At 63.7% G+C, this 23,985-nt stretch carries 24 protein-coding genes; 9 read left to right on the plus strand and 15 right to left on the minus strand.

Annotated features, from left to right (window positions below; genetic code table 11):
- Positions 1–5 precede the first annotated feature (5 nt).
- On the minus strand, positions 6–473 hold the full coding sequence (locus FNV92_RS15450) for a RidA family protein (protein ID WP_015685590.1): 468 nt from the start codon (positions 471–473) through the stop codon (positions 6–8).
- 247 nt (positions 474–720) lie between these two features.
- Between FNV92_RS15450 and FNV92_RS15455 the strand changes: the two genes are divergently transcribed.
- The 4 genes from FNV92_RS15455 (at position 721) to FNV92_RS15470 (ending at position 2,939) form a co-directional block, all read left to right on the plus strand.
- Positions 721–1,566, plus strand: coding sequence for a cell envelope integrity EipB family protein (locus FNV92_RS15455; RefSeq protein WP_143845797.1), 846 nt, complete (start codon positions 721–723; stop codon positions 1,564–1,566).
- Positions 1,567–1,640: 74 nt separating this feature from the next.
- On the plus strand, positions 1,641–2,042 hold the full coding sequence (locus FNV92_RS15460) for a RidA family protein (protein ID WP_143845796.1): 402 nt from the start codon (positions 1,641–1,643) through the stop codon (positions 2,040–2,042).
- Positions 2,043–2,051: 9 nt separating this feature from the next.
- A complete protein-coding gene (locus tag FNV92_RS15465; RefSeq protein WP_168213702.1) occupies positions 2,052–2,213 on the plus strand; it encodes a hypothetical protein in 162 nt (53 codons plus the stop codon).
- A 324-nt stretch (positions 2,214–2,537) separates the two neighbouring features.
- Positions 2,538–2,939, plus strand: coding sequence for a hypothetical protein (locus FNV92_RS15470; protein WP_143845795.1), 402 nt, complete (start codon positions 2,538–2,540; stop codon positions 2,937–2,939).
- Between the two features lie 70 nt (positions 2,940–3,009).
- Here FNV92_RS15470 and FNV92_RS15475 read toward each other — a convergent pair whose 3' ends face one another.
- Positions 3,010–4,299, minus strand: a complete 1,290-nt coding sequence (locus FNV92_RS15475) for a DNA polymerase IV (RefSeq protein WP_143845794.1) — start codon at positions 4,297–4,299, stop codon at positions 3,010–3,012.
- The gene (locus tag FNV92_RS15480) at positions 4,296–4,607 is read right to left on the minus strand and encodes a DUF3572 domain-containing protein (RefSeq protein WP_143845793.1); all 312 of its coding nucleotides are present in this window, start codon (positions 4,605–4,607) and stop codon (positions 4,296–4,298) included. Before FNV92_RS15480 ends, FNV92_RS15475 begins: the two co-directional genes overlap by 4 nt.
- A 228-nt stretch (positions 4,608–4,835) precedes the next feature.
- Here FNV92_RS15480 and FNV92_RS15485 point away from each other — a divergent pair, with 228 nt between their 5' ends.
- Positions 4,836–5,201, plus strand: coding sequence for a response regulator (locus FNV92_RS15485; RefSeq protein ID WP_015685597.1), 366 nt, complete (start codon positions 4,836–4,838; stop codon positions 5,199–5,201).
- Between the two features lie 14 nt (positions 5,202–5,215).
- Positions 5,216–6,589, plus strand: coding sequence for a PleD family two-component system response regulator (locus tag FNV92_RS15490; protein ID WP_015685598.1), 1,374 nt, complete (start codon positions 5,216–5,218; stop codon positions 6,587–6,589).
- 59 nt (positions 6,590–6,648) lie between these two features.
- On the opposite strand, the gene FNV92_RS15495 is transcribed toward FNV92_RS15490, so the two are convergent.
- Positions 6,649–7,365 (minus strand): TetR/AcrR family transcriptional regulator, encoded by a 717-nt coding sequence (locus tag FNV92_RS15495; protein WP_015685599.1) that lies wholly within the window; start codon positions 7,363–7,365, stop codon positions 6,649–6,651.
- A 298-nt stretch (positions 7,366–7,663) separates the two neighbouring features.
- Here FNV92_RS15495 and FNV92_RS15500 point away from each other — a divergent pair, with 298 nt between their 5' ends.
- Positions 7,664–8,884, plus strand: coding sequence for an ABC transporter substrate-binding protein (locus FNV92_RS15500; RefSeq protein ID WP_143845792.1), 1,221 nt, complete (start codon positions 7,664–7,666; stop codon positions 8,882–8,884).
- Between the two features lie 10 nt (positions 8,885–8,894).
- Positions 8,895–10,157 (plus strand): serine hydrolase domain-containing protein, encoded by a 1,263-nt coding sequence (locus FNV92_RS15505; protein ID WP_143845791.1) that lies wholly within the window; start codon positions 8,895–8,897, stop codon positions 10,155–10,157.
- Between the two features lie 92 nt (positions 10,158–10,249).
- Here FNV92_RS15505 and FNV92_RS15510 read toward each other — a convergent pair whose 3' ends face one another.
- Complete coding sequence (locus FNV92_RS15510) at positions 10,250–10,831, minus strand: TetR/AcrR family transcriptional regulator (protein ID WP_015685602.1); 582 nt, start codon at positions 10,829–10,831, stop codon at positions 10,250–10,252.
- Between the two features lie 129 nt (positions 10,832–10,960).
- Here FNV92_RS15510 and FNV92_RS15515 point away from each other — a divergent pair, with 129 nt between their 5' ends.
- On the plus strand, positions 10,961–12,193 hold the full coding sequence (locus tag FNV92_RS15515; protein WP_143845790.1) for an MFS transporter: 1,233 nt from the start codon (positions 10,961–10,963) through the stop codon (positions 12,191–12,193).
- A 47-nt stretch (positions 12,194–12,240) separates the two neighbouring features.
- On the opposite strand, the gene arsA is transcribed toward FNV92_RS15515, so the two are convergent.
- The 10 genes from arsA to rnr all read right to left on the minus strand — a co-directional run bounded on the left by arsA (position 12,241) and on the right by rnr (position 23,985).
- On the minus strand, positions 12,241–13,995 hold the full coding sequence (gene arsA, locus FNV92_RS15520) for an arsenical pump-driving ATPase (protein ID WP_143845789.1): 1,755 nt from the start codon (positions 13,993–13,995) through the stop codon (positions 12,241–12,243).
- Positions 13,996–14,050: 55 nt separating this feature from the next.
- Positions 14,051–14,554: a DUF6789 family protein gene (locus tag FNV92_RS15525; protein WP_015685605.1), complete on the minus strand. Its 504-nt coding sequence runs from the start codon at positions 14,552–14,554 to the stop codon at positions 14,051–14,053.
- Positions 14,551–15,237: a DUF6064 family protein gene (locus tag FNV92_RS15530; protein WP_143845788.1), complete on the minus strand. Its 687-nt coding sequence runs from the start codon at positions 15,235–15,237 to the stop codon at positions 14,551–14,553. The genes FNV92_RS15525 and FNV92_RS15530 overlap by 4 nt, the downstream gene beginning before the upstream one ends.
- 243 nt (positions 15,238–15,480) lie before the next feature.
- On the minus strand, positions 15,481–15,900 hold the full coding sequence (locus FNV92_RS15535) for a RidA family protein (protein WP_244623691.1): 420 nt from the start codon (positions 15,898–15,900) through the stop codon (positions 15,481–15,483).
- Positions 15,901–16,011: 111 nt separating this feature from the next.
- Positions 16,012–17,250: an acyltransferase family protein gene (locus FNV92_RS15540; RefSeq protein WP_143845786.1), complete on the minus strand. Its 1,239-nt coding sequence runs from the start codon at positions 17,248–17,250 to the stop codon at positions 16,012–16,014.
- A 1,282-nt stretch (positions 17,251–18,532) separates the two neighbouring features.
- Positions 18,533–18,700, minus strand: a complete 168-nt coding sequence (rpmG, locus tag FNV92_RS15545; RefSeq protein ID WP_008139339.1) for a 50S ribosomal protein L33 — start codon at positions 18,698–18,700, stop codon at positions 18,533–18,535.
- Positions 18,701–18,824: 124 nt separating this feature from the next.
- A complete protein-coding gene (locus FNV92_RS15550; protein WP_143845784.1) occupies positions 18,825–20,150 on the minus strand; it encodes an LLM class flavin-dependent oxidoreductase in 1,326 nt (441 codons plus the stop codon).
- Between the two features lie 258 nt (positions 20,151–20,408).
- The gene (locus FNV92_RS15555) at positions 20,409–21,161 is read right to left on the minus strand and encodes an NUDIX hydrolase (RefSeq protein WP_143845783.1); all 753 of its coding nucleotides are present in this window, start codon (positions 21,159–21,161) and stop codon (positions 20,409–20,411) included.
- 32 nt (positions 21,162–21,193) lie between these two features.
- Positions 21,194–21,634 (minus strand): DUF983 domain-containing protein, encoded by a 441-nt coding sequence (locus FNV92_RS15560; protein ID WP_015685611.1) that lies wholly within the window; start codon positions 21,632–21,634, stop codon positions 21,194–21,196.
- The gene (gene rnr / locus FNV92_RS15565; RefSeq protein ID WP_143845782.1) at positions 21,628–23,985 is read right to left on the minus strand and encodes a ribonuclease R; all 2,358 of its coding nucleotides are present in this window, start codon (positions 23,983–23,985) and stop codon (positions 21,628–21,630) included. The genes FNV92_RS15560 and rnr overlap by 7 nt, the downstream gene beginning before the upstream one ends.

Consider the following 23,985-nt stretch of genomic DNA (forward strand, 5'->3'; position numbering starts at 1 on the left):
GCGCGTCAGGCGACCTCGAACACGCCTTCGACCTCGACCGCCGCATCCGCGGGCAGCGAGGCGACGCCGACCGTGGTGCGGGCATGGCGGCCCTTGTCACCGAACGCGGCGACCATCAGGTCGGAGGCGCCGTTGAGCACCTTCGGCCCGTCCAGGAAGTCCGGCGCCGAGTTGATGAAGCCACCGAGGCGCACCACGCGCACGACCTTGTCGAGGTCGCCAAGCGCCGCCTTGACCTGGGCCAGCAAATTGACCGCGCAGCCGCGTGCCGCCGCGGCACCCTCTTCGATGGAGACGCCGGCACCCAGCTTGCCCTTGGCGATCAGCTTGCCGTCAGGGGCGAAGCAGACCTGGCCCGAGACGAACAGCAAATTGCCGGTGCGCACGAACGGGACATAGTTGGCCACGGGGGTCGGAGCCTCGTGCAGCTTGATGCCCTGTTCCGCCAGTTTCTGCTCGACCGTGCCCGCCATGTTCGACCTCGTTGTCCTGAAAATCATCCGCCCGGGCGCTTGCATTGGCGGCCGGGCGGGCCCTGTTTCGCCCATCGTGCCGCCACATGCAAGCAACCGGAGGGGATGCATTTTGTTGAGGCAGGGCAGGAGGTTCAGCGGGCGGGCCGCAATTTTACGTGAGACCGCCTCAGTTGCGACGCAATGGAACGGTCACTAAACTGTCGAATCTGCGCTTTCCCCAAGGACGCATCTTCAAGGAACAGACATGGTGCACCTTTTCCGGACTTCGCTCGGTGTGATGGCGCTCGCGGCGGCAGCCCTCGGCTCCAGCGGCGGAGCGCAGGCGGCCAGCGGTCCGTTCCTCGCGCATCAGGCGCTCTATGACCTCAGCCTGGTCAAATCGCGCTCCAATTCGGTCAACAGCGCGCGCGGCCGCATCCTCTACAACTTCACTGGGAGCTCGTGCGAGGGCTACACCTCCGAATTCCGGCAGGTGTCCGAGCTCGACAGCGGCGAGGGCAAGATCACGCTGAGCGACCTCCGCTCCAATTCCTGGGAGGACGCCGCGGGCAAGAGCTACCGCTTCAAGATCGAGACGCGGATGAACGAGGCCGACGCCGGCCGTGTCGACGGTTCGGCCGAGCGCGACGGCGACCATATCAACGTCAAGCTGAAGCTGCCGGCGCCGAAGAGCTTCACCCTCGACGGCAAGATCGTGTTCCCGACCGAGCAGATCCAGCGCATCATCGCCGCCGCCAAGGACGGCAAGTCTCTGCTCGAGCTCTCCGTCTATGACGGCTCCGACGACGGCCAGAAGGTCTACAATACCCTGACCGTGATCGGCCAGCCGATCCCTGCCGACCGCACCGCCTCGCCCGATGCATCGACGTCGGACGAGCACATGAAGTCGCTGAAGCGCTGGCCCGTCACCGTCAGCTATTTCGACCGCGAGTCCCAGCAGAAAGAGGGCGAGCAGACGCCGGTCTACGCGATGGCGTTCGAGCTCTACGAAAACGGCGTCTCCCGCCAGCTCGTGCTGGATTACAACGATTTCGTGATTTCCGGCGCGATGGGCAAGTTCGACGTGAAGGACAGCAAGCCCTGTAATTGAGGGCGAGACGTCTAGCCCTTGTCGCACTCTGCGGCTACGCTTGCTCCCAACCTCTGACCTCCGGGAGAAAGCCCATGCCCAAGCTCGCCCATCTCCGTCCCAGCGGCCTTCACAACAACCCCGCTTATTCCCACGTCGTCACCGCCACCGGCGCACGCACCATCTACATCTCCGGCCAGGTGGCCGTGGACGAGGAAGGGCGGATCGTCGGCGAGGGCGATCTCGCCGCGCAGACCACGCAGGTGATGCAGAATCTCGGCCACGCGCTGAAGGCGGCCGGTGCAAGCTACGCCAACATCGTCAAGATCACGACCTTCGTCGTCGGCTACAAGCCGGAGCTGCGCCCGATCATCGGCAAGGCCCGCTCGGTCTTCTTCGAAGGGATGGAGCCGCCGGCCTCGACGCTCGTCGGCGTCTCGGCGCTCGCGGCGCCGGAATGGCTGATCGAGATCGAGGCGATCGCCGTTGCGGATTGAAGCGTCGACATGACATCGAATGAAGCCATCCGGATCGCCGCGGCCCTGATCAGCCGCGACGACGGTCCTCTGCGCAAGCCGGCCCGCAAGAAACTGAAAAACAACCCCATGCACAGTAGAGCCGCAGTGGCACGGGGGCACAATGTTTGTTCGATCAAGCTCTTGCCGTGATTGGCAAATCAGCGACACACCGGCAAGGAGCGCGGCATCTTCGGCGAGGCGGAGTCTTCGACAACCGACGGCCGACCACGCGCCTGTCGGCCAACGCGTAGCAATCGCGGGGAGTTGCGAGTATGAGTCTTTATTTCGTATTTGGCGAATTTTATTTGACGCGTCGGGCAAAACAGTGGCATGATGACATCGTGGGATTTTTCGGAAGGCGCCGAGGTCCCTGATTGATTCCTGAGCCCGGATTGCGCTTCGCTCCATCCGGGCTACGAACCTGTAGCCCGGATTTTGCTCGACCCGGATCACGCGCACTTTGATGATTGGATCGTGGACGTAAAGAACAGGCTCGTCTCGGCGTTGCAGGCGCATGCGGCCAATGAATGGGCCGTAGTCGCCCTGTCTGCTCTCGGCAACGAGCATGTTGTTTTCGCGGGCAATGTGAGCTCCGGTGCAAGCAGCACCGCAGCAGATTTATTGCGTGTCTACCGGCTCCGGCAGGCCCATTGTCGCGAGCAAGGTATTGAAGCCTGCGGTTTGGCCGAACTGATCGAATCCTTGTCGGCTCATGACGCGAACGATGTGATCGAGGGACAGCCCTTTCTCGCGCCAACAGGCGCCGTTCACGCGTTCTGGAACTCGAGTGGAGACTTGATCGGCTGCGTTACAATACTTGGCCTAGACGCAGAGCGGGGAAGACGAAACCTGAGTTTTGCGTTGGGGAAGGGGTAGGACGCTTGGCACGACCTTGGTGGTGCCGACCAAGTCCTAAGCAAGTGCGGCAAAACAAATAAGGTTCTGTTCACTCTTCCGCCTTCTCCGGCCCCTCATAGGCGATGCCGCGGATCACCGCGGCGCTGCCGAACTTCTTGCGCAGGCTGTCCACCGCGCGTTCGGCATGGGCGGCGCGGCGGTCGAGCATGTCGGTGTCGTCGGCAGGCGAGCCTTCGCGCAGCGCGCTGACGCCGGCGCCCATCAGGCGGAAGGCGGTGCCGTCGATCTCCTTGCCCAGCATCTCGCGGCAGATCGAAAAGATCTTTGCGGCGAGCTGCGTCGGGGCGACGATCGACTGCGAGCGGGTGCGCTGGCGGAAATCGGCGGTCTTCAGCTTCAGCGTGACGGTGGAGCCGGCCAGTTCGCTGCTCTTGAGGCGTGACGACGTCTTCTCGCACAGCCGCCACAGGATCTTTTCCAGCGTGGCAAAATCGCGGATGTCGGTCTCGAAAGTGGTCTCGCTGGAAATCGTTTTGGCGCCGCGATCAGGTTCGACGCGGCGGTCGTCGATGCCGCGCGCGAGCCGCCACAGCCTGCGGCCGTCGCTCGGAAACTGCCGCATCATCTCGATCTCGTCGGCCTTCTGCAGGTCCGCGATGAGACGGAAGCCACGCTGCCCCAGGCGCTCCTGCGTCGCGGGGCCGACGCCGAAGATGAAGCCGACCGGCTTCTCGGCGAGCATCAGACGGGCTTCCTCCTGATCGAGCGCGGCAAAGCCGCGCGGCTTGTCGAGGTCGGAGGCGATCTTGGCGAGAAACTTGTTGCAGGACAGGCCGACCGAGACGCTGATGCCGATGTCGCGTTCGACCTCGCGGGCGAAGCGCGCCAGCACCTTGGCCGGGATCATGCCGTGGACGCGCTCGGTGCCGGAGAGATCGAGGAAGGCCTCGTCGATCGAGAGCGGCTCGACCAGCGGCGTCAGCGCCTGCATGGCCTGGCGCACCTCGCGGCCGACGCGGACGTACTTCGCGATGTCCGGCGGAATCACGATCGCATGCGGGCAGGCGTCGAGCGCCTTGAACATCGGCATCGCCGAACGCACGCCATAGGTGCGGGCGATGTAGCAGGCGGCTGACACCACGCCGCGTTTGCCGCCGCCGATGATGACGGGCTTATCGGCGATGTCAGGGTTGTCGCGCTTCTCGACCGTCGCATAGAAGGCGTCGCAGTCGATATGGGCGATGGTCAGGCTCGCGAGCGCGCGGTGGCGGACGAGGCGGGGGGAGCCGCAGGCGGAACAGCGCCGCACGCCCACATCCAGATCGGCCGAACAATCCCGGCAGAAACAGCGGGGCCCGGCCGCCTCTGGGGCGCTCACGGCACGTCGCGCTCCCAGGTCCGGTCGCCCAGCGCGTCGCCGAGGACCTGCCGGGCAGCAGCCACGTTGGTGGGGTGCAGTTCCACGGAGCTGGCAAAGGCCTTCACGGTGGCGTCATCGCGCATCACGAAATCGAGCACGCTGAGCAGGAAACCGGGATCCGAGGCGGCGTTCCGCAAGGACTCAGGGCCGACACCTGTCTCAGCCAGGAACAGGCCCAGTCGCTCGGGATCGCCCGCGACGAAGGACAAAGCCTGAATCGCAACGATTTCAGCGACTTCGCGGGGGTTGTGAACAGGCTTTTTCAAGGGGCCGGTTTGCCTTTCCGTTAACTTTAGGTGTCTACTTTGAAACCATCATGCCCGAGTCTCTGGACCCTCGACAAGCAACTGGAAACCACATCGCAGAAAGTGGGCCCTCGGGTTTAACGAAACTAGAGCGAATCTGAGGCTAGTTTGAATCCAGTTTTCGAAGCGCCCGCGAGCGGCGCCTGAGGCGTCACATGCATCGGTCCACGGACCAAACAGGAGGGCGGGATGGCTAAGACCGTCCTGATCGTGGAAGACAACGAGCTCAACATGAAGCTCTTCCGCGACCTGTTGGAGGCGCACGGCTACCAGACCACCGGCACCAGCAACGGCTACGAGGCGCTGGACCTCGTTCGCAAGATGCGGCCCGACCTCGTGCTGATGGATATCCAATTGCCGCAGGTCTCCGGCCTGCAGGTGACGCGCTGGATCAAGGACGATCCGGAGCTGCGTGCCATTCCCGTCGTCGCGGTCACCGCGTTCGCGATGAAGGGCGACGAAGAGCGCATCCGCGAGGGCGGCTGCGAGGCCTATTTGTCCAAGCCGATCTCGGTCGGCAAATTCATTGAGACGGTCCGGCGTTTCATCGGATAGGAAGTGAGTTCAAAGTGTCCGCGCGTATCCTCGTTGTCGATGACGTCCCTGCCAACGTCAAGCTGCTCGAAGCCCGCCTGTCGGCCGAATATTTCGACGTGATGACCGCCTCGAACGGCACCGAGGCGCTTGCGATCTGCGCCCGCGCCGAATGCGACATCATTCTGCTCGACGTCATGATGCCCGACATCGACGGCTTCGAGGTCTGCCGCCGCCTCAAGAGCGATCCGGCGACGCACCACATCCCGGTCGTGATGGTCACCGCGCTCGACAGCCCCGCCGACCGCAATCGCGGCCTGGAGGCCGGCGCCGACGACTTCCTGACCAAACCCGTCTCCGATGTCGTGCTGATCGCGCGCGTGCGCTCGCTGACACGGCTGAAGATGATGACCGACGAGCTGCGCATGCGCGCCATCACCTCGCTCGAGATCGGCATGCAGGCGCCCGAGCGTAGCGCGGTCGCCGACACCGGCAAGGGCGGCCGCATCCTGCTGGTCGACGACCGCCAGTCCTCCTACGAGCGGCTGGCGGGCCTGCTCGCGGCCGAGCACACCGTCGACGTCGAGCCGAACCCGACCGAAGCGCTGTTCCACGCCGCCGAGGGCAATTACGACCTCCTGATCGTCTCGCTCGATCTCAACAATTTCGATGGCCTGCGGCTGTGCAGCCAGGCGCGCTCGCTGGAGCGCACGCGCCACGTGCCGATCCTGGCGATCGCGGACCCCGAGAACTCGACGCGGCTGCTCCGCGGCCTCGAGATCGGCGTCAACGACTATCTGCTGCGTCCCATCGACAAGACCGAACTTCTTGCGCGCGCCCGCACCCAGATCCGCCGCCGCCGCTACACCGATCACCTGCGCGACAACGTGCAGAACTCGATCGAGATGGCGATCACGGACGCGCTGACCGGCCTGCACAATCGTCGCTACATGGAGAGCCATCTGGCGACGCTCGCCGAGCAGGCCTCGACCCGCGGCAAGCCGCTGGCGCTGATGATCCTCGACATCGACTATTTCAAGTCGATCAACGACAATTACGGCCACGACGCCGGCGACGACGTGCTGCGCGAATTCGCGGTGCGCGTGCGCAAATCGATCCGTGGCATCGACCTTGCCTGCCGCTATGGCGGCGAGGAGTTCGTTATCGTGATGCCGGAGACCGACCTGCACGTCGCCGGCATGGTCGCGGAACGCCTGCGCCGCTCGATCGCGGGCGAGCCGTTCGCGGTCCACAAGGGCACCAAGCGCATCGAGGTCACGATCTCGATCGGCTTGACCACGCTGGAGCAGAAGGGCGAGGCGGTTGCCGATGTCCTCAAGCGCGCCGACACCGCGCTCTACCGCGCCAAGCACGACGGCCGCAATCGCGTGGTGTCGCAGGCGGCGTGAGGCCGGCGGCGACACCAACACCATGCCGGGGCGGTTCCGCGGGCACTGATGGTCCCGCGCTACGATCGCAAGGTGCGCGTCGACGGGCGCGACCTGCCTTTGCGCCGCTTGTAGAGCGCGTTGAAGCCGCCCGCCATGAACGTGACGAAGCGCTCGCGAACGGCTTCGAAGTCATCGGACGAACACAAATTCTTTGAGAGACGGTCGATGCGGCCCGTCCGCGACATCAGCAGCGAATAGGCCCCCGAGGTGAACTGGAAGCCCCAGAACAAGTCCTCGGGCTTCGCGTCGGGCAGGGCCTTCTGGAGCAGGCCGATCAGCCTCAGCACGAGCGGATCGAGATAGGCCTCCATCTTCTCCGCGCCATAGCCCGGCGCGTTGTTGACCTGAGCGAAGATGCGGCCGAAATTGCGCCAGGCCTGCTCGTCATTGATGTAGACGTCGAAGGCGCCATCGTAATAGGCGCGGAGCGCGCCTTCGACGGTCGGGCGGCCCTTGGTCCTCGCCTCGTAGGCGTCGAGTTCGGCGGTCCGCAACGTCACCGCATGCGCGACGCGGCGTTCGAACACGGCATCGAACAGCGACGTCTTGCCATCGAAATAGTAGTGAATGAGCGCGGGATGGATGCCCATCCTGTCGGCGACGTCCTTGATCGTGACCCCGAAATAGCCGAACTGCGCGAACAGCTCCTCGCTCGTGTCGAGGATCAGCTTCACGGTCGCCGCCCGCTGCTCGGCGCGTGTACGGCGGCCCTCGAGTTTTTGCGCTGCTGGCATGATCTCCGTCTTCCTGATCGGACGCGTCCGGGAAGACAGCAATTGATCCGATCAACTCGACTTCACGATGGGATGCGGGCCCGGCCCGGTCAAGCGTGAGCCGGCCGTTCGTCCATAATTTTCATTTAGTGCTAAATGAATGAACTTGACCTGCCGCGACCCCCCGGGGTAGTGGCGAAGGAGCCGGACCACGGCATCCGGCATTTGCCAACAATCCGCGATCGTCCGGCGGCCGCTGGACGTGAACGCAATCCAGAACATCGGCTGGCAACGACCAGCTGCCTGACGGGAGGATTCCATGACTGGCTTGAAGTCGATGGCAGCAGCGATGCTGATGCTCGGCACCACACTTGCGACACCCGCACTTGCGCAAAAGAAATACGACACCGGCGCAACCGACACAGAGATCAAGATCGGTCAGACCAACCCGTTGAGCGGCCCGGCGTCTGCATTCGGAGCCATCGGCAAAGCGGAGGCCGCCTACATCCGCATGATCAACGAGCAGGGTGGGGTCAACGGCCGCCGGATCAATCTCATCCAGTACGACGACGGCTACAGCCCGCCGAAGACGGTCGAGCAGGTTCGCAAGCTTGTTGAAAGCGATGAAGTGCTCACAACGTTCCAGATCATTGGCACGCCGCCGAACTCGGCCGTGCAGAAATACCTGAACAGCAAGGGGGTCCCGCAACTCCTCGCGGGAAGTGGAGCATCACGCTTCACTGACCCGAAAAATTTCCCCTGGACGATCTCCGCCAACCCCAACTACCAGTCGGAAGCGCACATCTACGCCAAGCATATTCTGGAAAACTATCCGAACGCCAAGATCGGCATCCTCTATCAGAACGACGATCTCGGCAAAGATTACGTCAAGGGCCTGAAGGAAGGGCTCGGCGCCAAGACGAGCATGATCGTCAAGGAGCTGTCCTACGAATTGGCCGACCCGACCATCGACTCCCAGATGGTGACGCTGAAAGCGTCAGGCGCCGATCTCTTCTACAACATGTCGACGCCGAAATTCGCCGCGCAATCGATCAGGAAAGCGACGGAGCTCGGCTGGAAGCCCGTCCATATCCTGGAGGTCAACGCGACAGCCGTGGGCCAAGTCCTCGTGCCGGCGGGCCTCGAGAATGCCAAGGACATCATCTCGGTCAACTACGGCAAAGACCCGCTCGATCCGCAATGGGCTGACGACGAGGGCATGAAGCGCTACAAGGCCTTCATGGCGAAATACGCGCCCGGCGAAGATGCCAACAGCGGCTTCGCCACCTACGGATATTCGACGGCGGCGCTGCTGGTCCACATCTTGAAGCAATGCGGCGACGAACTCACCCGCGCCAACATCATGAAGCAGGCCACCAGCATCAAGGGCTTCGTCCCCGATCTGGGATTGCCTGGAATGTCGATCAACACCAGTCCCGACGACTATCGCATCAACAAGCAATTCCAGATGATGAAGTTCGACGGGCAGCGCTGGGTGCTGTTCGGGCCGATCCTGACCGACGATTTCAAGGCGGATTGAAGCTCCCAGCATGACCCATGGTGTCATTGGCAGCGTTGGCGGTCTTGATCCCGCCAAGCTTGCCGAAGCCGGTCCGGCGCTCCGGCAATTCATCGATCGGGGTGAGCTCGCAGGCATCGTGACGCTCACCTCGCATCGCGGCAAGACCGTTCAATCCGAGGCGCTTGGATGGTCCGATGTCGAAACGAAGACGGCGATGCGACCGGATACCCTGTTCCGCATCGCCTCGATGACCAAACCGATCACTTCGGTGGCGGCCTTGATGCTCGTGGAGCAGGGTAGGATCGCGCTGTCGGACCCGATATCGCGCTGGATTCCAGAACTCGCCGAGCCAAAGGTCATGCGGAATGCCGCGGGGCCGCTGGAAGACACGGTGCCGGCGCGGCGCGAGATCACGCTCGAGGATCTGCTGACGCATCGTTCGGGAATCGCTTACGCGTTCTTCTCGGAGGGGCCCCTCAAGCAGGCCTATGAGGAGGCGCTTGGCGATCCCGCGATGAATCGTTTGACGCCCGACGAATGGCTGGCGGCGCTCGGCACACTGCCGCTGGCCTATCAGCCGGGCGAGTTGTTCCACTACGGCCATTCGACGGACGTTCTTGGCTTTCTGATTGGGCGTCTGCTCGGAAAGCCGTTGCGAAGCGTTCTGCGGGAGATGATCTTCGCGCCGCTGGGCATGGAGAACACGGACTTCTGGCTTCCGCAGGACAGGCGCGGCCATCTCGCCAGCCTCTACGGATATGATGAGACGGCCGGTCAGCTCTTGAGAGTCGTGCCCGATATGTACGACGAACCGCCGGCCTATACGCCGGGCGGGGGCGGCTTGATTTCGTCCGCGCCGGACTATCACCGGTTCGCGCTCATGCTGCTCGGCGGCGGCGAGCACGATGGCGTTCGATTGCTGAGGCCCGAGACTGTCCAGCTGATGCGAACGAACCGGCTGACCGATGCCCAGCGCCAGGTCTCGTTCGCAGGCATGCCGCTCTGGCAGAAATCCGGTTTCGGACTGGGGCTCTCGATTGCCGAAGATCCCATCGACAATCCCTATGCTTGCGGCGCTCCTGGCTCGATCACCTGGCCGGGCATATTCGGTACCTGGTGGCAAGCCGATCCGGTTCACGATCTGATCATGATCTATCTGATTCAGCATCAGGTGCCCGTTTCGGCAAACTCGGGCGCGACGATTGCGACGGGCCGTGGCGCCGCGGGCCGAAGGGCCTTGCCGGTCTATCAACGCGCCATCTACGGCGCATTGCAGGGTGGACTTGGTTGAGCCGAACAACCATCGCGAAGCAGCGATGCGCCGCGTTCGCTAGCGTCTTGCGATACGAACCCAGCGGTTAGGCGGTGTGGGCTTGCAATCCCCTAAGCGCTGCTGCTCGATCGCGCCACATCCACCCCCGCGTTGCGCAACAACACCTTCGCCGCGTCCTTCGCCGCGCGCGCCATCGCGGGATCGTCGCGCACAAGGTCCTGCGCGATCGCGCCGTCGACCAGCAGCACGAGCTGGGTGGCGAGCGCGTCCGCATCGGCGACGCCGAGTTCGGTCAGCCGGTCGCGAAACCAGACGCGGCGGCTTTCCTTGAAGGCGACGGCGATCTTTTTCACGGCGCGGTCCGTGGGACCGAGCTCGGCCACCGCATTCACGAACGGGCAGCCGCGAAAATCCTTGGCCGAAAAACGCCGCTCGAGCGAATCGAAGGTGGCGAGGATCTGCTCGGCCGGCGGCTTGTCGGAGGGGCGCTGAGCGACGAAGCGGCGCTCCAGATAGGCCGCGATCAGCGCGTCCTTGGAGGGGAAGTGGTTGTAGAGCGTGCGCTTGGAGATGCCGATCTCGGCCGCGATGGTGTCGACGCCGATGGCGCGAATGCCCTGCAGGTAGAACAGCTTGTCGGCGGTCTCGAGGATCCGTTCTTTCATCGTCTGTGGGGCGGGCGGGGGAGCCATGCGACAGCGAACGTCCTCTTGGCTTGACAGCACCGGCTATCCATAGCCTAAGTGCACAGGTCTGTGTAACCAAAATCATTGCGAATTGCAGACGCCGGCGCGCGCGCCGCGCCCAAGAGGGAGAATGAAATGCCCCTGTTGCAGGTCCTGCGGCCGACCTTGCCCATCCTGATCGGCGCCTCGATCATGTTGACGCTGAGCATGGGGCTGCGGCAGAGCCTCGGCATCTTCATGCAGCCGCTCACGCATGACATCCACATTTCGATCTCGGATTTCACGCTGGCGCTGGCCGTGCAGAACCTCGCCTGGGGCTTTCTTCAGCCGCTCGCAGGCGCGATGACTACGCGCTACGGCTTCCGTCCCATCATGATCTTGGGGTCGCTGATGTACATCGCGGGCCTTATCCTGATGGCGACCGCGAACGGGCTGGTCAGCATCATGATCGGGGCCGGCGTGCTGATCGGCACCTCGCTCGCGTGCACCGCGGCTGCGATCGCGATGTCGGTGGCGGCGCGCGCGGTACCCGCAACGGTGCGCTCCACGGTCCTCGGCATCGTCTCCGGCGCGGGCTCGCTCGGCGCGCTGCTGTCGGCGCCGCTCGGGCAGATGCTCAACGAAGGATTTGGCTGGCGCGCCGGACTCGCCGGTTTCGTGGTGATGTCGGTTCTGATGATTCCCGCGGCCTGGTACGCCGGCCGCGTCGACAAGATTCCGCTGCCGAAGCCGGCCGCCGATGACATCAGCGATGCCACCGCCACCACTGCGGCGAGGACCGCGTTCGGCAATGCCTCCTTTGTGGTCATGACCTGCGCCTATCTCGTCTGTGGCATGCAGCTGGTGTTCCTCACCACGCATCTGCCGTCGTATCTCGCCATCTGCGGCCTCGATCCGATGCTGAGCGCGCAGACGCTCGGCATGATCGGCGGCTTCAACGTGCTGGGCTCGCTGTTCTTCGGCTGGGCCGGCCAGCGCTGGAACAAGCTGGCGCTGTTAGGGGGCATCTACGTGCTGCGTTCGCTCGCGCTGGCCTGGTATTTCATGCTGCCGGCAACGCCATCCTCGACGCTGCTGTTCGGCGCGATCATGGGCTTCCTGTGGATGGGCGTCGGCCCACTGGTCGCAGGCGCCGTCGCTGAGATGTTCGGCCTGCGCTGGCAGGCGATGATCCAGGGCCTCGCCTTCATGAGCCACCAGATCGGCAGCTTCCTCGGCGCCTACGGAGGCGGGGTGCTTTACGACGCGCTCGGCTCGTACACGATGGCCTGGCGCATCGGCGTCGCGCTGGGTCTTGCCGGAGGGATCGTGCAGGTGGCCTTCGCGCTGATCCGGCCGTCGCATCCGCCGGTGTTGCGGACGGCGTAGGCGGCGGGGGTGCTCAGAGGTGCCGGCTTTCAGAGCCTAAGCAACGTTCATGACAGAGTTTTGAGCTCTTCCACACCGGTTGGCGGCTTGGTTCGCCATCCGATGATGAAAGCGCGCTTGGCGAGCCCCTTCCTGACGCGCGTGATCTGTGCCTGCTCTTTGTCGAGCCGCAGCCGCAACAGAGGATCGCAGGTCCCCGAGACGGTGAGGCTCTTGTTGATGACCCAGCCATATGGTTCGACGCCGGCACGCCGCAAATCATCCTGAAGGGAGGCGGCCTCGGAAACCGGCGTCGTCTCCGGCAGCGTCACCAGGATCACCTTGGTGTGGGTCGGATCCTGGAGCCGCATCAGCGGGGTAACGATACGTCCCGCACCGGTCGGTGCAAGCTGGCTCGTCAACTGGCGGTGATAGGCGCCGGTCGCGTCCAGCAGAAGGAGTGTGTGGCCCGTCGGCGCCGTATCGAGCACCACGAAGGCGCTTCGCGCTTCCGCAACGACGTGCGAGAAGGCATGAAACACAGCGACCTCCTCGGTACACGGCGAAGCAAGATCCTCGAGCAGCAGGGCCTTGCCCTGCTCGTCGAGGTCACGGCCACGGCTCGCCAGTATTTTCGCGACATACCGCTCCGTCTCGACCCGCGGGTCGATCCGGTCGACCGTCAGACCTGGCATGACGCCATCGACGACGAAGCTGACGTGGGCCGCGGGATCGGTCGTGCTGAGATGGACGGCATGCCCCCGCTTCGCCAACCCCACCGCGATGGCGGCAGCGATCGTCGTCTTTCCGACGCCGCCCTTGCCCATGACCATGATGAGGCCGCGCTTGCCTTGCGCGATGTCATCGACCAACCGGTCCAGGCCCGGCAGGTCGACCGCTTCTGCATTTGACTCGCTGGATGAAACCGAGGGCTGATTGGAGGGCGAGAGCAGCGCCCTCAGAGCCGTTACGCCGACGATATCGAAGCCAAGCAAGGGAATTTCGTCTCGCGGCAGTTTGGCGAGCGCCGCAGGCATCGCGGCGAGCGCCTCGTCCTGATCCCGCTCGAGTGCAACTGCGACGACATCGGTGGGGTCCGTGGCGTGGAAGCGCCCGTTCACCACGAGAATCTGGTTCGAGAGATTGAGCGCATCAAGTTCGCCCGATGTTCTCGCCGCCTCGCGAATCGCGCCCCGATCGGCGCGGGTGACCAAGATGATGGTGGTCTGCCTGGAATCACCCAGGGCCTGAAGCGCTTTACGAAATCGGTCCTCCTGAATCTTCAGACCTGAATGCGGGCCGAGGCAGGACGCGCCCCGATCGTTGTCCTTGAGAAAGCCGGTCCATGCCTTTGGCAGGCTCAGGAGCCGCAGCGTGTGGCCGGTCGGCGCGGTATCGAATATGATGTGATCGAACCCTGCTATGTCGCCGTCCAACAGTCCCACGAACTCGTCAAAGGCCGCTATTTCGGTGGTGCAGGCGCCGGAGAGCTGCTCGCGCACAGTCGATCGCTCGTCAGCTGTAACCTCCGGTCCGAGCTGTTCGAGCACTCTCTTGCGATAACTCTCGGCAGCGGCCTCGGGGTCAATATTCATCGCCGAAAGTCCGGTCACGCTGGGCACCGGCGTAGGGCGATCGCTCAAGGTGACTTCGAGCATCTCGTCGAGGTTCGACGCAGGGTCCGTGCTGACGATGAGAACGCGCAGTCCACGGTCCGCGAGGCCAACAGCCGTGGCGCACGCAAGAGAGGTTTTGCCGACTCCACCCTTTCCGGTGAAAAACAGATATGGGGTCGTGGCGGTCAGCGCGCGAAAGTGGGGCATCTTGGGCTATCCTTCGGCCGGAGCGGTCATATGCCTGGTCTCTTGATCGAACAGGTCAGGAGTTGAGTGCGCCGTAAACCATGCCCAAGACCACGCTGTAAGTCAGGAGCATCGCCAGCGAGAACAGTGCTGGCGAAATGCCAAGTTCAGCCTGCACTGCGAAAAATCCAAGCCCGATCATGGGAAAGAACACCAACCCCATAGTCGCCCATCCGAGCACGCCGTATGTCATTCCTTTGATCGCACCGGTACTGCCTGGTAGCCATCGATAAAGATGCCCAAAGGCGAGACTGACGAAGGTTGAGCCGTTCAGGAACGAAAGCAGCCACGGCACTACTGGATGGATTGCTGTGCCGGTCATATGGCCCAGCGTCGTCTGGAAACTTTCGTAGGGCTGGAATGATGGAAGCACTCCAGCCCAGGACTTGAAGTACATCAGCAGCGAATGCGCGATGCTTCCGCACAACCCTGCAACAACTGCCTTCCAAATCCTGTTGCCTGAAGGCATGCGATGGCTTTCCAACATGGGCGCGCGGTCGCTGCCACTCGTCACGATCATGGGCTCAATTCGGCTGAGGGCGTCAATCTCGTCTCGGCAAGCACGGCAAGTGCATGTCGGTTTCCGACGACTACGATTGGAACGGCAATGAAGCCGCTAACCAGAAGCAACCAATCCTGCCGAACATCCAGGAGGATGGCTGCGCTCCCGCCGATGATTGACCAGATGAAGGGTATCACCAGAAGCCAATAGGAGAAGCGGTCGGTCGTCATAAGTAACAGACCGAAGGTGAAGATGGTGACAGGGCAGGGAGCTACACCGAACATCGGTAATTTCGGCCAGGAATGCCCCGTAGCAACACCGATCAGCGGATAAATGAGAGATGCGTAGAGAATAAAGCCTGCGCCGATCACCGCTCGAAGCCCGAAACTCATCGCGAAGCGAAGTCCGCCGCGGACGACACCCGTGTAGAGTAGTGCCGCGCCCTCTATAGCGAACAAGGCGCCAAAGGCGAACGCGGCCTTGTTGACCGAGGAAAAGAAGACGCCGTGGTAGAAAAAACCGGTGCCCAGCCACATCAATCCGAGAACGGCTGAGACAACACGATCAGAGGCGCGGCCCTTCCGGAAAAGGGCGACAACGGCGATGGCTCCAATCGCATAAGCAAGAATTTGCGCGGGCCAGATCGCCGTATTGTAGGCCGCGAAGACGTTGAGGAACTGCTCAAGCGTGAAGGGAAGCATGGTGCGCTCCTGCCCGATAGTTCAAGCGTAGAGGACTGCGTTGCTTCGCTGCTTGACGAGGATCAACGTGCCTCGGGGTCAAGCCGTGGCCGAGGCGTGACACGGAGGCTGCCCGTCGCAGCCGCCAACACCGGTATTGCGGACGGCTTGGCTGGGACGGGTGGTCGCTTCCGCCGGCTGAGAGCTTCGGCGGATGCCGCGCTGTCTGGCCGTGATGGGGCCGCCTGTGATCCTGAGCAGCTATCAGCTACTTCGCGCCAAGAAAACCACAGAAGGCTCCACCTCGATGAGGAACTCCTCCTTGGCGAGGCTTGGTACTCCAATCCAGGTTGTGCACGGTGGGTTATCGCCGAACGCCGCTTTGAGGGCGACGCTAATGGCCGCACCCTCGTGCATGTGGCCTTGCTTGATGTAGAGCCGCAACGCACCGACCTGATCGAGTGTCGCACCAACCGTCGCCAGCGCAACGCCAAGATTTTCGAGGCTCTTGCTGAGTTGACGGCCGATATCGCCAGCTCCAACGACGTTCTGATCTGCGTCCCAAGCGACCTGGCCGGACACATACACGACATCGCCGAATGGTGTGGGGACGGTGGCAACCTGCGCGAAACCGTAACGCGAGCTATCGAAGATTCCGACAGGAACATGTACCATTCGGCTCATGATTTCTCCCCTGGCGAGAGCGCCAGCCAGCGGCGCCGCCATCAGTAGAGCAGAAGGCCAGCAAAGGGAAAATCGGCTCGTAGCCCATTGATGGCATCACGTGCGTCAAAGTTAGGATGTCGCGACCTTCACCTTGACCGCAACGGGCACCGGAAGCCGTAGCCCCCGGGCCAATGCCGGACGACGCGATTTCGGCTGCCGCTTCGGCAGCTTGCCGATATGCGCGAGGGCTTGCATCAACGCGCACCTGACGGCCGGCTCGATCTTCGCGCAGATGAGCCAGCAGATCAGGACAAGCATGCCCAGCGCGATCCATAGGGCCGAGGTGGCATCAAGGCCCGCATCGACCAGGGCGCGAATGATCGCCGTGCCAATGACGTTGTGGGTGAGATAGAGCGGATAGGTGATCAGTCCGAGCGTTCTCAGGTAGGCCGGTGTTTCGGGCGACGCGATGTTCGCCGCGCGCCTGCTTCGCTTCGCGGCAAGGGCAATGAGGAGCACCGCGGCCGCCCAGACCATGATCGGCACGAGGGCTGATTGATCCGAGATGGCAGGGATGGACGTCAGGAAGAAGTTGGCGAAGACGTAGATTTCCGCGGCGCCCGAAAGACACGTGACGGCGACGGCGAGTTGTTCGAGCGCTGTCAATTCCCTGTTCGCGGAGATGAACAGCCAGATCCCCAGCGCGAAGAAGCAGCCATGCGTCAGCAGGAATGCCGCGCACGGCACCCGAAACATCAGGATGACCAGATAGGGCAGGTCGGATGGCGTCGTGCAGGACATCACCAGCAGCGCGATCGCGTTGAAGATGGCGCTGTAGATGGTGAGGCCGAAGGCGAGGTGGCGCAGGGTGATCCTCTTCGTGAGCATCGCGCAGAACACGAGACCGTAGAACGCGGTCTCGGCGGCCAGCGTCCAGTAGACCTCGTCGAGCCATTGGCCCGTGACGCCCTTGGGAACCATCAGCATGGCGTGGAGATAGGGCAGGATCAGTTCGGATGCCGGTCCGCTTCCGAACAGAAGCAGGACGAGAAAGGTCGCGGTGGCGCACACCCAGACGGCCGGATAAAGCCTGAGCGCGCGGCCGAGGAGAAACTCGCCCGGTGAGGCCTGGCTTGCGGAATTCGCGATGACGAAGCCGGAAATCACGAAGAAGATCTCGACGCCGACCCAGCCGAACCAAGTGAAGGGCGCGGCGGACGGGTAGATAACATCGGCGGCGACGGTGCGCTCGAAACCCGGCACGCCAATCGAAACCCAGGCCCATGACCAGAACATCTGGTGAAAAATGGCGACTCCGAGGGCGGCGGCGAAGCGCAGCGGATCCAGCAACGGCAAATGGCTCTTCACGGGAATGGACCAAATTCATGCAACGATCCCGCTGGAGATATGGAAATCCGTCACGGCGCTCTTTGAGGTGGGTCACACTTGGTCCGCCGCCGTCGGAATGCGCAGATCGGAGTGTGGAGTAGCGTGAGTCAGAGCGCTCCTACCCCGGACGCGGCGCAGCGTCGCTTCGACGGTGCGCTGCAGAGCCGGGGCCCACGTATCGGCATCGCGCCGAGTGGTTTCCTGGGTCCCGGTTCTGCGCAGCAACGCTCGCGCGTTGCAGCGCGCCCGGGACACGAGAGGGGGCGGGGTTGTCACTCTCACTTCGTCATTGCGAGCGAAGCGAAGCAAATCCAGAAAATCCCTGCGCGGAGACAATCTGGATTGCTTCGTCGCAGCTGCTCCTCGCAATGACGACGCTGAGAAAGACGAGAGCGTTAACTTCGGTCTCGTGCCCCGGACGGAGCGCGGCAACGCGTTAAGTTTCCGCGCGTCCGGGACACTAGATAACGAGATCAAGCAGCGGGCTGCCGTTCTCGGTCATACTAGTGCGCACGCTTTGATCGCTTGAGTTCAGCGACTTGAAACCTGTTGCCGGCGGCCAGGCTGCTGCACATCCAGTGAGCTCTGTTTCGATTGTCACCCAGGAACACCCTCGTGTCGACGCAATCCATGTAGGATTTATGGGTGATGGTGTCCCGGCACGTTGGCGAGAAAGGTCCATAATCGATGTTGCCGCCCGACTCGCTGCAGCCAATCCAGGGCTCCTTGCCGTGTGCAAAACTCGACGCACAGCCACCGTTGCAGCTGCTGGCGACTCTCTCCAGGCTGGCAATCCTTCCCATCACAGAGCCCGGGGCATGTGACGGCGTCGATGTAGCCGACGACGACGTTCGAGCGGGTGACGCTGTCCGGCGCGATGAGATCCCGGTGTTGGTCGTCTGCTCCGTCCGATGTGGCTTTGCCGCCGGCGCAGCGACGGTGACGGGAGGTAGCGTGGCGGCGGAGCCGGTTGGGATTTGTGACGCGGCCGGGCCGCACAGAACGGCCGTTGACAAAAAAGCCAGGGCCGAAGGCACGACGAGGCTCGAGGGCAATCTCATGACTGTGTCCTTCCCGATGTCGGGACGGAACAGCCGTCCCGATCAATGCACGATATCATGCATTGCGAGCAAGGCAATCGAGGGTTGTGTTCAGCAAGACGCGCGTGAACGCGCTGGTGGCATTGTAGCGCGCGGGGATACGGTCAAAATAAAAACGGGGCCCGCGAGGGCCCCGTCAAAGTCCGTAATGTCCCGCGATCTTACTTGATCTTGGCTTCGCGGAATTCGACGTGCTTGCGCGCCACGGGATCGTACTTCTTCTTGACCAGCTTGTCGGTCATGGTGCGCGAATTCTTCTTGGCAGTGTAGTAGAAGCCGGTGTCGGCCGAGGACACGAGCTTGACCTTGATGGTGACCGCTTTGGCCATGTTCAGAACCTCAGGAATGAAGGGAATCTGGAGCCGGCCAAACGGCCCGCGTTGGCCGGCAACCTAGCCAGAAACCGCCTGATGTCAAGGTTTTAGGGGCCAGAAACCACCCAAATCGGCCCGATCAGGCCTCGAAGAACCGATTTTTAGGCCGCGGCAGGCCCAGATTCTCCCTCAGGGTGGCCCCTTCATACTCCTTGCGGAAGATCCCGCGCTTTTGCAGCTCCGGGACGACCTTGTCGACGAAATCGTCGAGCCCGGCGGGCAGGAACGGGAACATGATGTTGAAGCCGTCGGAGCCGCGCCCGACCAGCCATTCCTCCATCTGGTCGGCGATGGTTTTCGCCGTGCCGACGAAGGCGAGCCCACCATAGCCGCCGACGCGCTGGGCGAGCTGGCGAACGGTCAGCTTCTCGCGGGCCGCGAGGTCGACCATGCGCTGGCGGCCGCTCTTGCTGGCGTTGGTCTCGGGGATTTCGGGGAGCGGGCCGTCCGGATCGAAGCCGGAGGCATCGGTGCCGAGGATGACGGAGAGCGACGCGATGGCGCTGTCGTAATGCACGCGGCTGTCGAGCAGCGCGCGCTTCTCCTTGGCCTCGTCGACGCTGTCGCCGACCACGACGAAAGCGCCGGGCAGGATCTTGAGGTGTTCAGGATCGCGGCCGACCTTCTCCATGCGGCCCTTGATGTCGGCGTAGAGCTTTTGCCCGTCGGCGAGGCTGCCTCCGCCGGTGAACACGGCTTCCGCGGTCTCCGCCGCAAGCTGCTTGCCGTCCTCGGACGCGCCGGCCTGCACGATCACCGGCCAACCCTGCACGGGCCGGGCGATGTTGAGCGGGCCGCGAACCTTCAGGTATTTGCCGTTGTGGTCGAGCGTGTGCATCTTCGCGGGATCGAAGAACAGCCCGCTCTCGACGTCGCGCACGAAGGCATCGTCGGCGAAGGAATCCCAGAGGCCGGTGACCACGTCGTAGAACTCGCGGGCGCGCTTGTAGCGCTCGGCGTGCTCCATGTGATCGTCGAGGCCAAAATTCAGCGCCGCGTCCGGGTTCGAGGTGGTGACGATGTTCCAGCCTGCGCGGCCGCCGCTGAGATGGTCGAGCGAGGCGAAGCGGCGCGCCACGTGATAGGGCTCGTCGAACGTAGTCGAGCCCGTCGCGATCAGGCCGATCCGTTCGGTGACGGCGGAGAGCGCCGACAGCAGCGTGAACGGCTCGAACGAGGTCACGGTGTGGCTGCGCTTGAGCGCATTGATCGGCATGTTCAGCACGGCGAGGTGATCGGCCATGAAGAAGGCGTCGAACTTGCCGGCCTCGAGCTTCCTTATCAGCGTCTTGATGTGGCCGAAGTTGAAATTGGCGTCGGGCCAGGCCCCGGGATAGCGCCAGGCGCCGGTGTGGATGCTGATCGGGCGCATGAACGCGCCAAGCTTGAGTTGCCGTTGTGCCATCGCCCCGTATCCGTACTGGGTGTCGTTCATCGACACATAGGCACGCCGGGGAACTCCGCCAGCGAGATGGATGGGAAGAATTTTTTGTTTTTCGATGCGAGCTCAGCACGTTCTCGTCATTCCGGGGCGCCGCGGAGCGGCGAGCCCGGAATCCATTGGGCCGCAGAGACTGCCGATAGATGGATTCCGGGTTCGCGCTACGCGAGCCCCGGAATGACGGAGGAGAGAGGCGTGCCCGGAATGACGGGACGACGAGGGCTAAGCCCCCAAGATATCCTTCTGCATCTTGCCGCCGTAGAAATGGAAGAACGGCACCGGCGCATCGTGGCGGAGCGGGCCGGTGGCCAGACGCGTATCGAGCTCGTTGAGCACGTTGCGCGTCATCGGATGCAGGTCGGCGAGCGGTTTCGAGCCGAGCTCGACCCAGACCAGCTCGACCAGCTCCGCGTCCGCATGGATCACGCCGTCGACACGGTGGGTGATCGCGGAGGCATCCGCTGTGAAGAAGCGCGTGTCGAACCGCTTGACACGGCCGGGCGGGGTGATGGCGCGCGCGATCAGGAACAGGCTGGACGGATCGGGCAGCAGGCCGGCATCTGCAAACGGCTTCCAGTTGCCGTCAAGCTTGGGCACCTTGCCCTCGACCTTGCGGCCAAGGCAGAGGCCGGTCTCTTCGCAGGCCTCGCGGATCGCGGCGATCGCCAGCGACTTTGCGCGCGACGGCGGCGTTTTCGGACTGCCCTTGGCGAGATTGGCTTCCAGCTCTGACGTGATGGGGGCGGCGACGGGGACGCGATAATCGGCCTTGTCGACACGGCCGCCGGGGAAGACGAATTTTCCGGGCATGAACACCACCTTGTCGTGGCGCTTGCCGACCAGGACCTTTGGAGTCGTGCCGCTGCGATCGACCAGGATCAGTGTCGCCGCATCCTTCGGGCGGAAATAGGGATGGTGGTCGGCTTCCTTGCCCTCGTGGATCTTGGTTTTTTCCGCTTGCGCCGTATCCGTCATGTCCTCACCCAAACGCCTTTTTGATTATTCGCTCAGACCGGCGGAATACCATCCGGAGGGTTGTCGTCAAAGCCGTGCATGCGCAGAGCCCATTGCAAGCCGACCACGGCTCCCTTCACCGGCTGCAGCAGCGCCAGCGAGGCGACGAACGTGAACGGCAGATAGGCGGCAAAGCTGATCCAGACCGGCGTCGTGTAATTGGTCTCGATCCAGAGGATGGTCGGCACCACGATGTGACCGACGATGACGATCACGAGATAGGCCGGCAAATCGTCGGCGCGATGCGGCGTGAAGTCGAGGCCGCACACCGAGCAATTGTCCGCGGTCTTCAGGAAGGCGCGGAACAGCTTTCCCTCGCCGCAGCGCGGGCAACGGCCGCGGAAGCCGCGCTTCATCGCCGTCCAGAGGTCGCGCTTCTCGATGAGGCCAGTCTCGCGCGTCCATATCTTTGACGCTGTGCTCGTCGCTACCATGCCTTGCCTTTCTGCCCCCCGCCTTTTCCCTTGTTCTTGCCCTTGTTCTTCTTCGGCTTGCCGGATTTCGGCTTCGCCGGCTTGCGTTTTCTGTCCGGGCTGCGTCCGGGCTGGGCCTTGAACGAGGGGCGGCGCTGCGGACCGGGTTGCCTGCCATCGCGCGGCGCGGTCTCGCTGGAGGACGACAGCAGCTCGAAGCGCAGCGCTCCGGCGATGGGAGCGGCTTCGATCAGACGGACGTCGACCACGTCGCCGAGCTGATACATGGTGCGGCTGCGCGTGCCGACGAGGGCGTGGCGGCCCTCGTCATAGTTGAAATATTCCGTGCCGAGGGACCTTATCGGGATCAGGCCGTCGGCGCCGGTCTCGGCCAGCTTGACGAACAGGCCGGCGCGCGTGACGCCAGAGACGCGGCCCTGAAACGTCGAGCCGATACGGTCGGCGAGATGATGGGCGATCAGGCGGTCGACGGTCTCGCGCTCGGCCTTCATCGCGCGCCGCTCGGTCACCGAGATGTGGGCAGCGACCTCGCTCAGGGTTTCCGGCGTCTCGGTGTCGGGCAGGGCACCCTCGCCAAGCCCGAGCGCGCGGACCAGCGCGCGGTGCACGACGAGGTCGGCATAGCGGCGGATCGGCGAGGTGAAATGCGCATAGCGGCGCAAGTTCAGGCCGAAATGACCGTAATTTTCCGACGAATATTCGGCCTGCGCCTGCGCGCGCAGCACGACCTCGCTGACCAGCGGGAAATGGTCGTGGCCTTCGAGCTGGGCCAGCACGCGGTTGAACAGGGCCGGGCGCAGCGCGCCTGATTTCGCGAAGGGGACGTCGAGCGTCTTCAGGAATTCCTGGAGCGCGTGGACTTTTTCCAGCGTCGGCTCGTCGTGCACGCGGTAGATCAGCGGCAGCGACTTCTTCTCGAGCATCTCCGCCGCCGCGACGTTGGCGAGGATCATGAACTCCTCGATCAGCTTGTGCGCATCGAGCCTCTCCGGGACGATGACGCGATCGACCGTGCCGTCGCTCTTCAAGAGGATTTTTCGCTCGGGCAGATCGAGATTGAGCGGATCGCGCTCGTCGCGGGCGCGCTTGACGCAGGCATAGGCGGCGTAGAGCGGCTTCAGGATCGGATCGAGCAGGGGGCCGGTGGTGTCGTCCGGCCGGCCGTCGATCGCGGCCTGCGCCTGCGCGTAGCTCAGCTTGGCGGCCGAGCGCATCAGGATGCGGTGGAAGCTGTGCGAGCGCTTGCGCCCGTCAGGCGCGATGATCATCCGCACCGCGAGCGCGCCGCGCGGCTCGCCCGGCACCAGCGAGCACAGATTGTTGGAGATGCGCTCGGGCAGCATCGGCACGACGCGGTCGGGGAAATAGACCGAGTTGCCGCGGTCGAGCGCGTCGCGGTCGAGCGCGGTGCCCGGCCGGACATAAAAGCTCACATCCGCGATGGCGACGTCGACGATGAAGCCGCCCTTGTTGTTCGGGTCCGGATCGGGCTGCGCATGCACCGCGTCGTCGTGATCCTTGGCATCCGGCGGATCGATGGTGACGAGCGGGACGTCGCGCCAGTCCTCGCGTCCCTTCAGATTGGCGGGCTCGGCGGCTTCGGCTTCGCGCTCGGCCGCGGGGCGGAATTGCAGCGGAATGTCGTGGGCGTAGATCGCGATCAGGCTGATCGCCTTCTCGGACTTGACCGAGCCGAGCTTCTCCTTGACGCGGCCCGAGGCGAGGCCAAAGCCGCGCGAGCGGATGATGTCGACGCTGACGAGGTCGCCGTCCTTCGCGCCGTGCGTGTCGGCCGCGGCGATGTTGAGCTCGCGGTCGGCTCCCTTCTTGTCGACCGGGATCAGCCGTCCGCCGCCTTCGGGCAGCTCGCGGAAGACGCCGAGGATGCGGCTCCTGGTCTTGTCGAACACCTTGATGATGTGGCCGCGATAGGCCGGGCCTTCGCTCTCGTCCAGGCGTTCGACGCGCAGCAGCACGCGGTCGCCGCTTCCGGCCGCGGTGCCGGGCTTCGGCCGGCGCGGCAACACGATCAGGATCTTTGGCGGCTCGCCGCTCTCGACCTCGTCCCATTCGGTGGGGGCGGCGATCAGCTCGCCGTCAGCGTCGCGGCCGGTGATGTCGGCGACCAGCGTCGACGGCAGGGTGTCCGGCTCCGAAATCGTCCGGCGCTTCTTCTTGACGAGGCCGTCGTCGGCGAGCTCCCGCAGCATGCGCTTGAGCTCGATGCGATCGGCGTTCTTGAGGCCGAACTCGCGCGCAATTTCGCGGGTCCCGACCTTTCCGGGATTTGCCTTGATGAAGGCGACGATGGCTGCCCGGTCGGGAAAGCCACGGTCATTCTTGCGTTTCAC

Source organism: Bradyrhizobium cosmicum, from assembly GCF_007290395.2.
Taxonomy (GTDB): Bacteria; Pseudomonadota; Alphaproteobacteria; order Rhizobiales; family Xanthobacteraceae; genus Bradyrhizobium; species Bradyrhizobium cosmicum.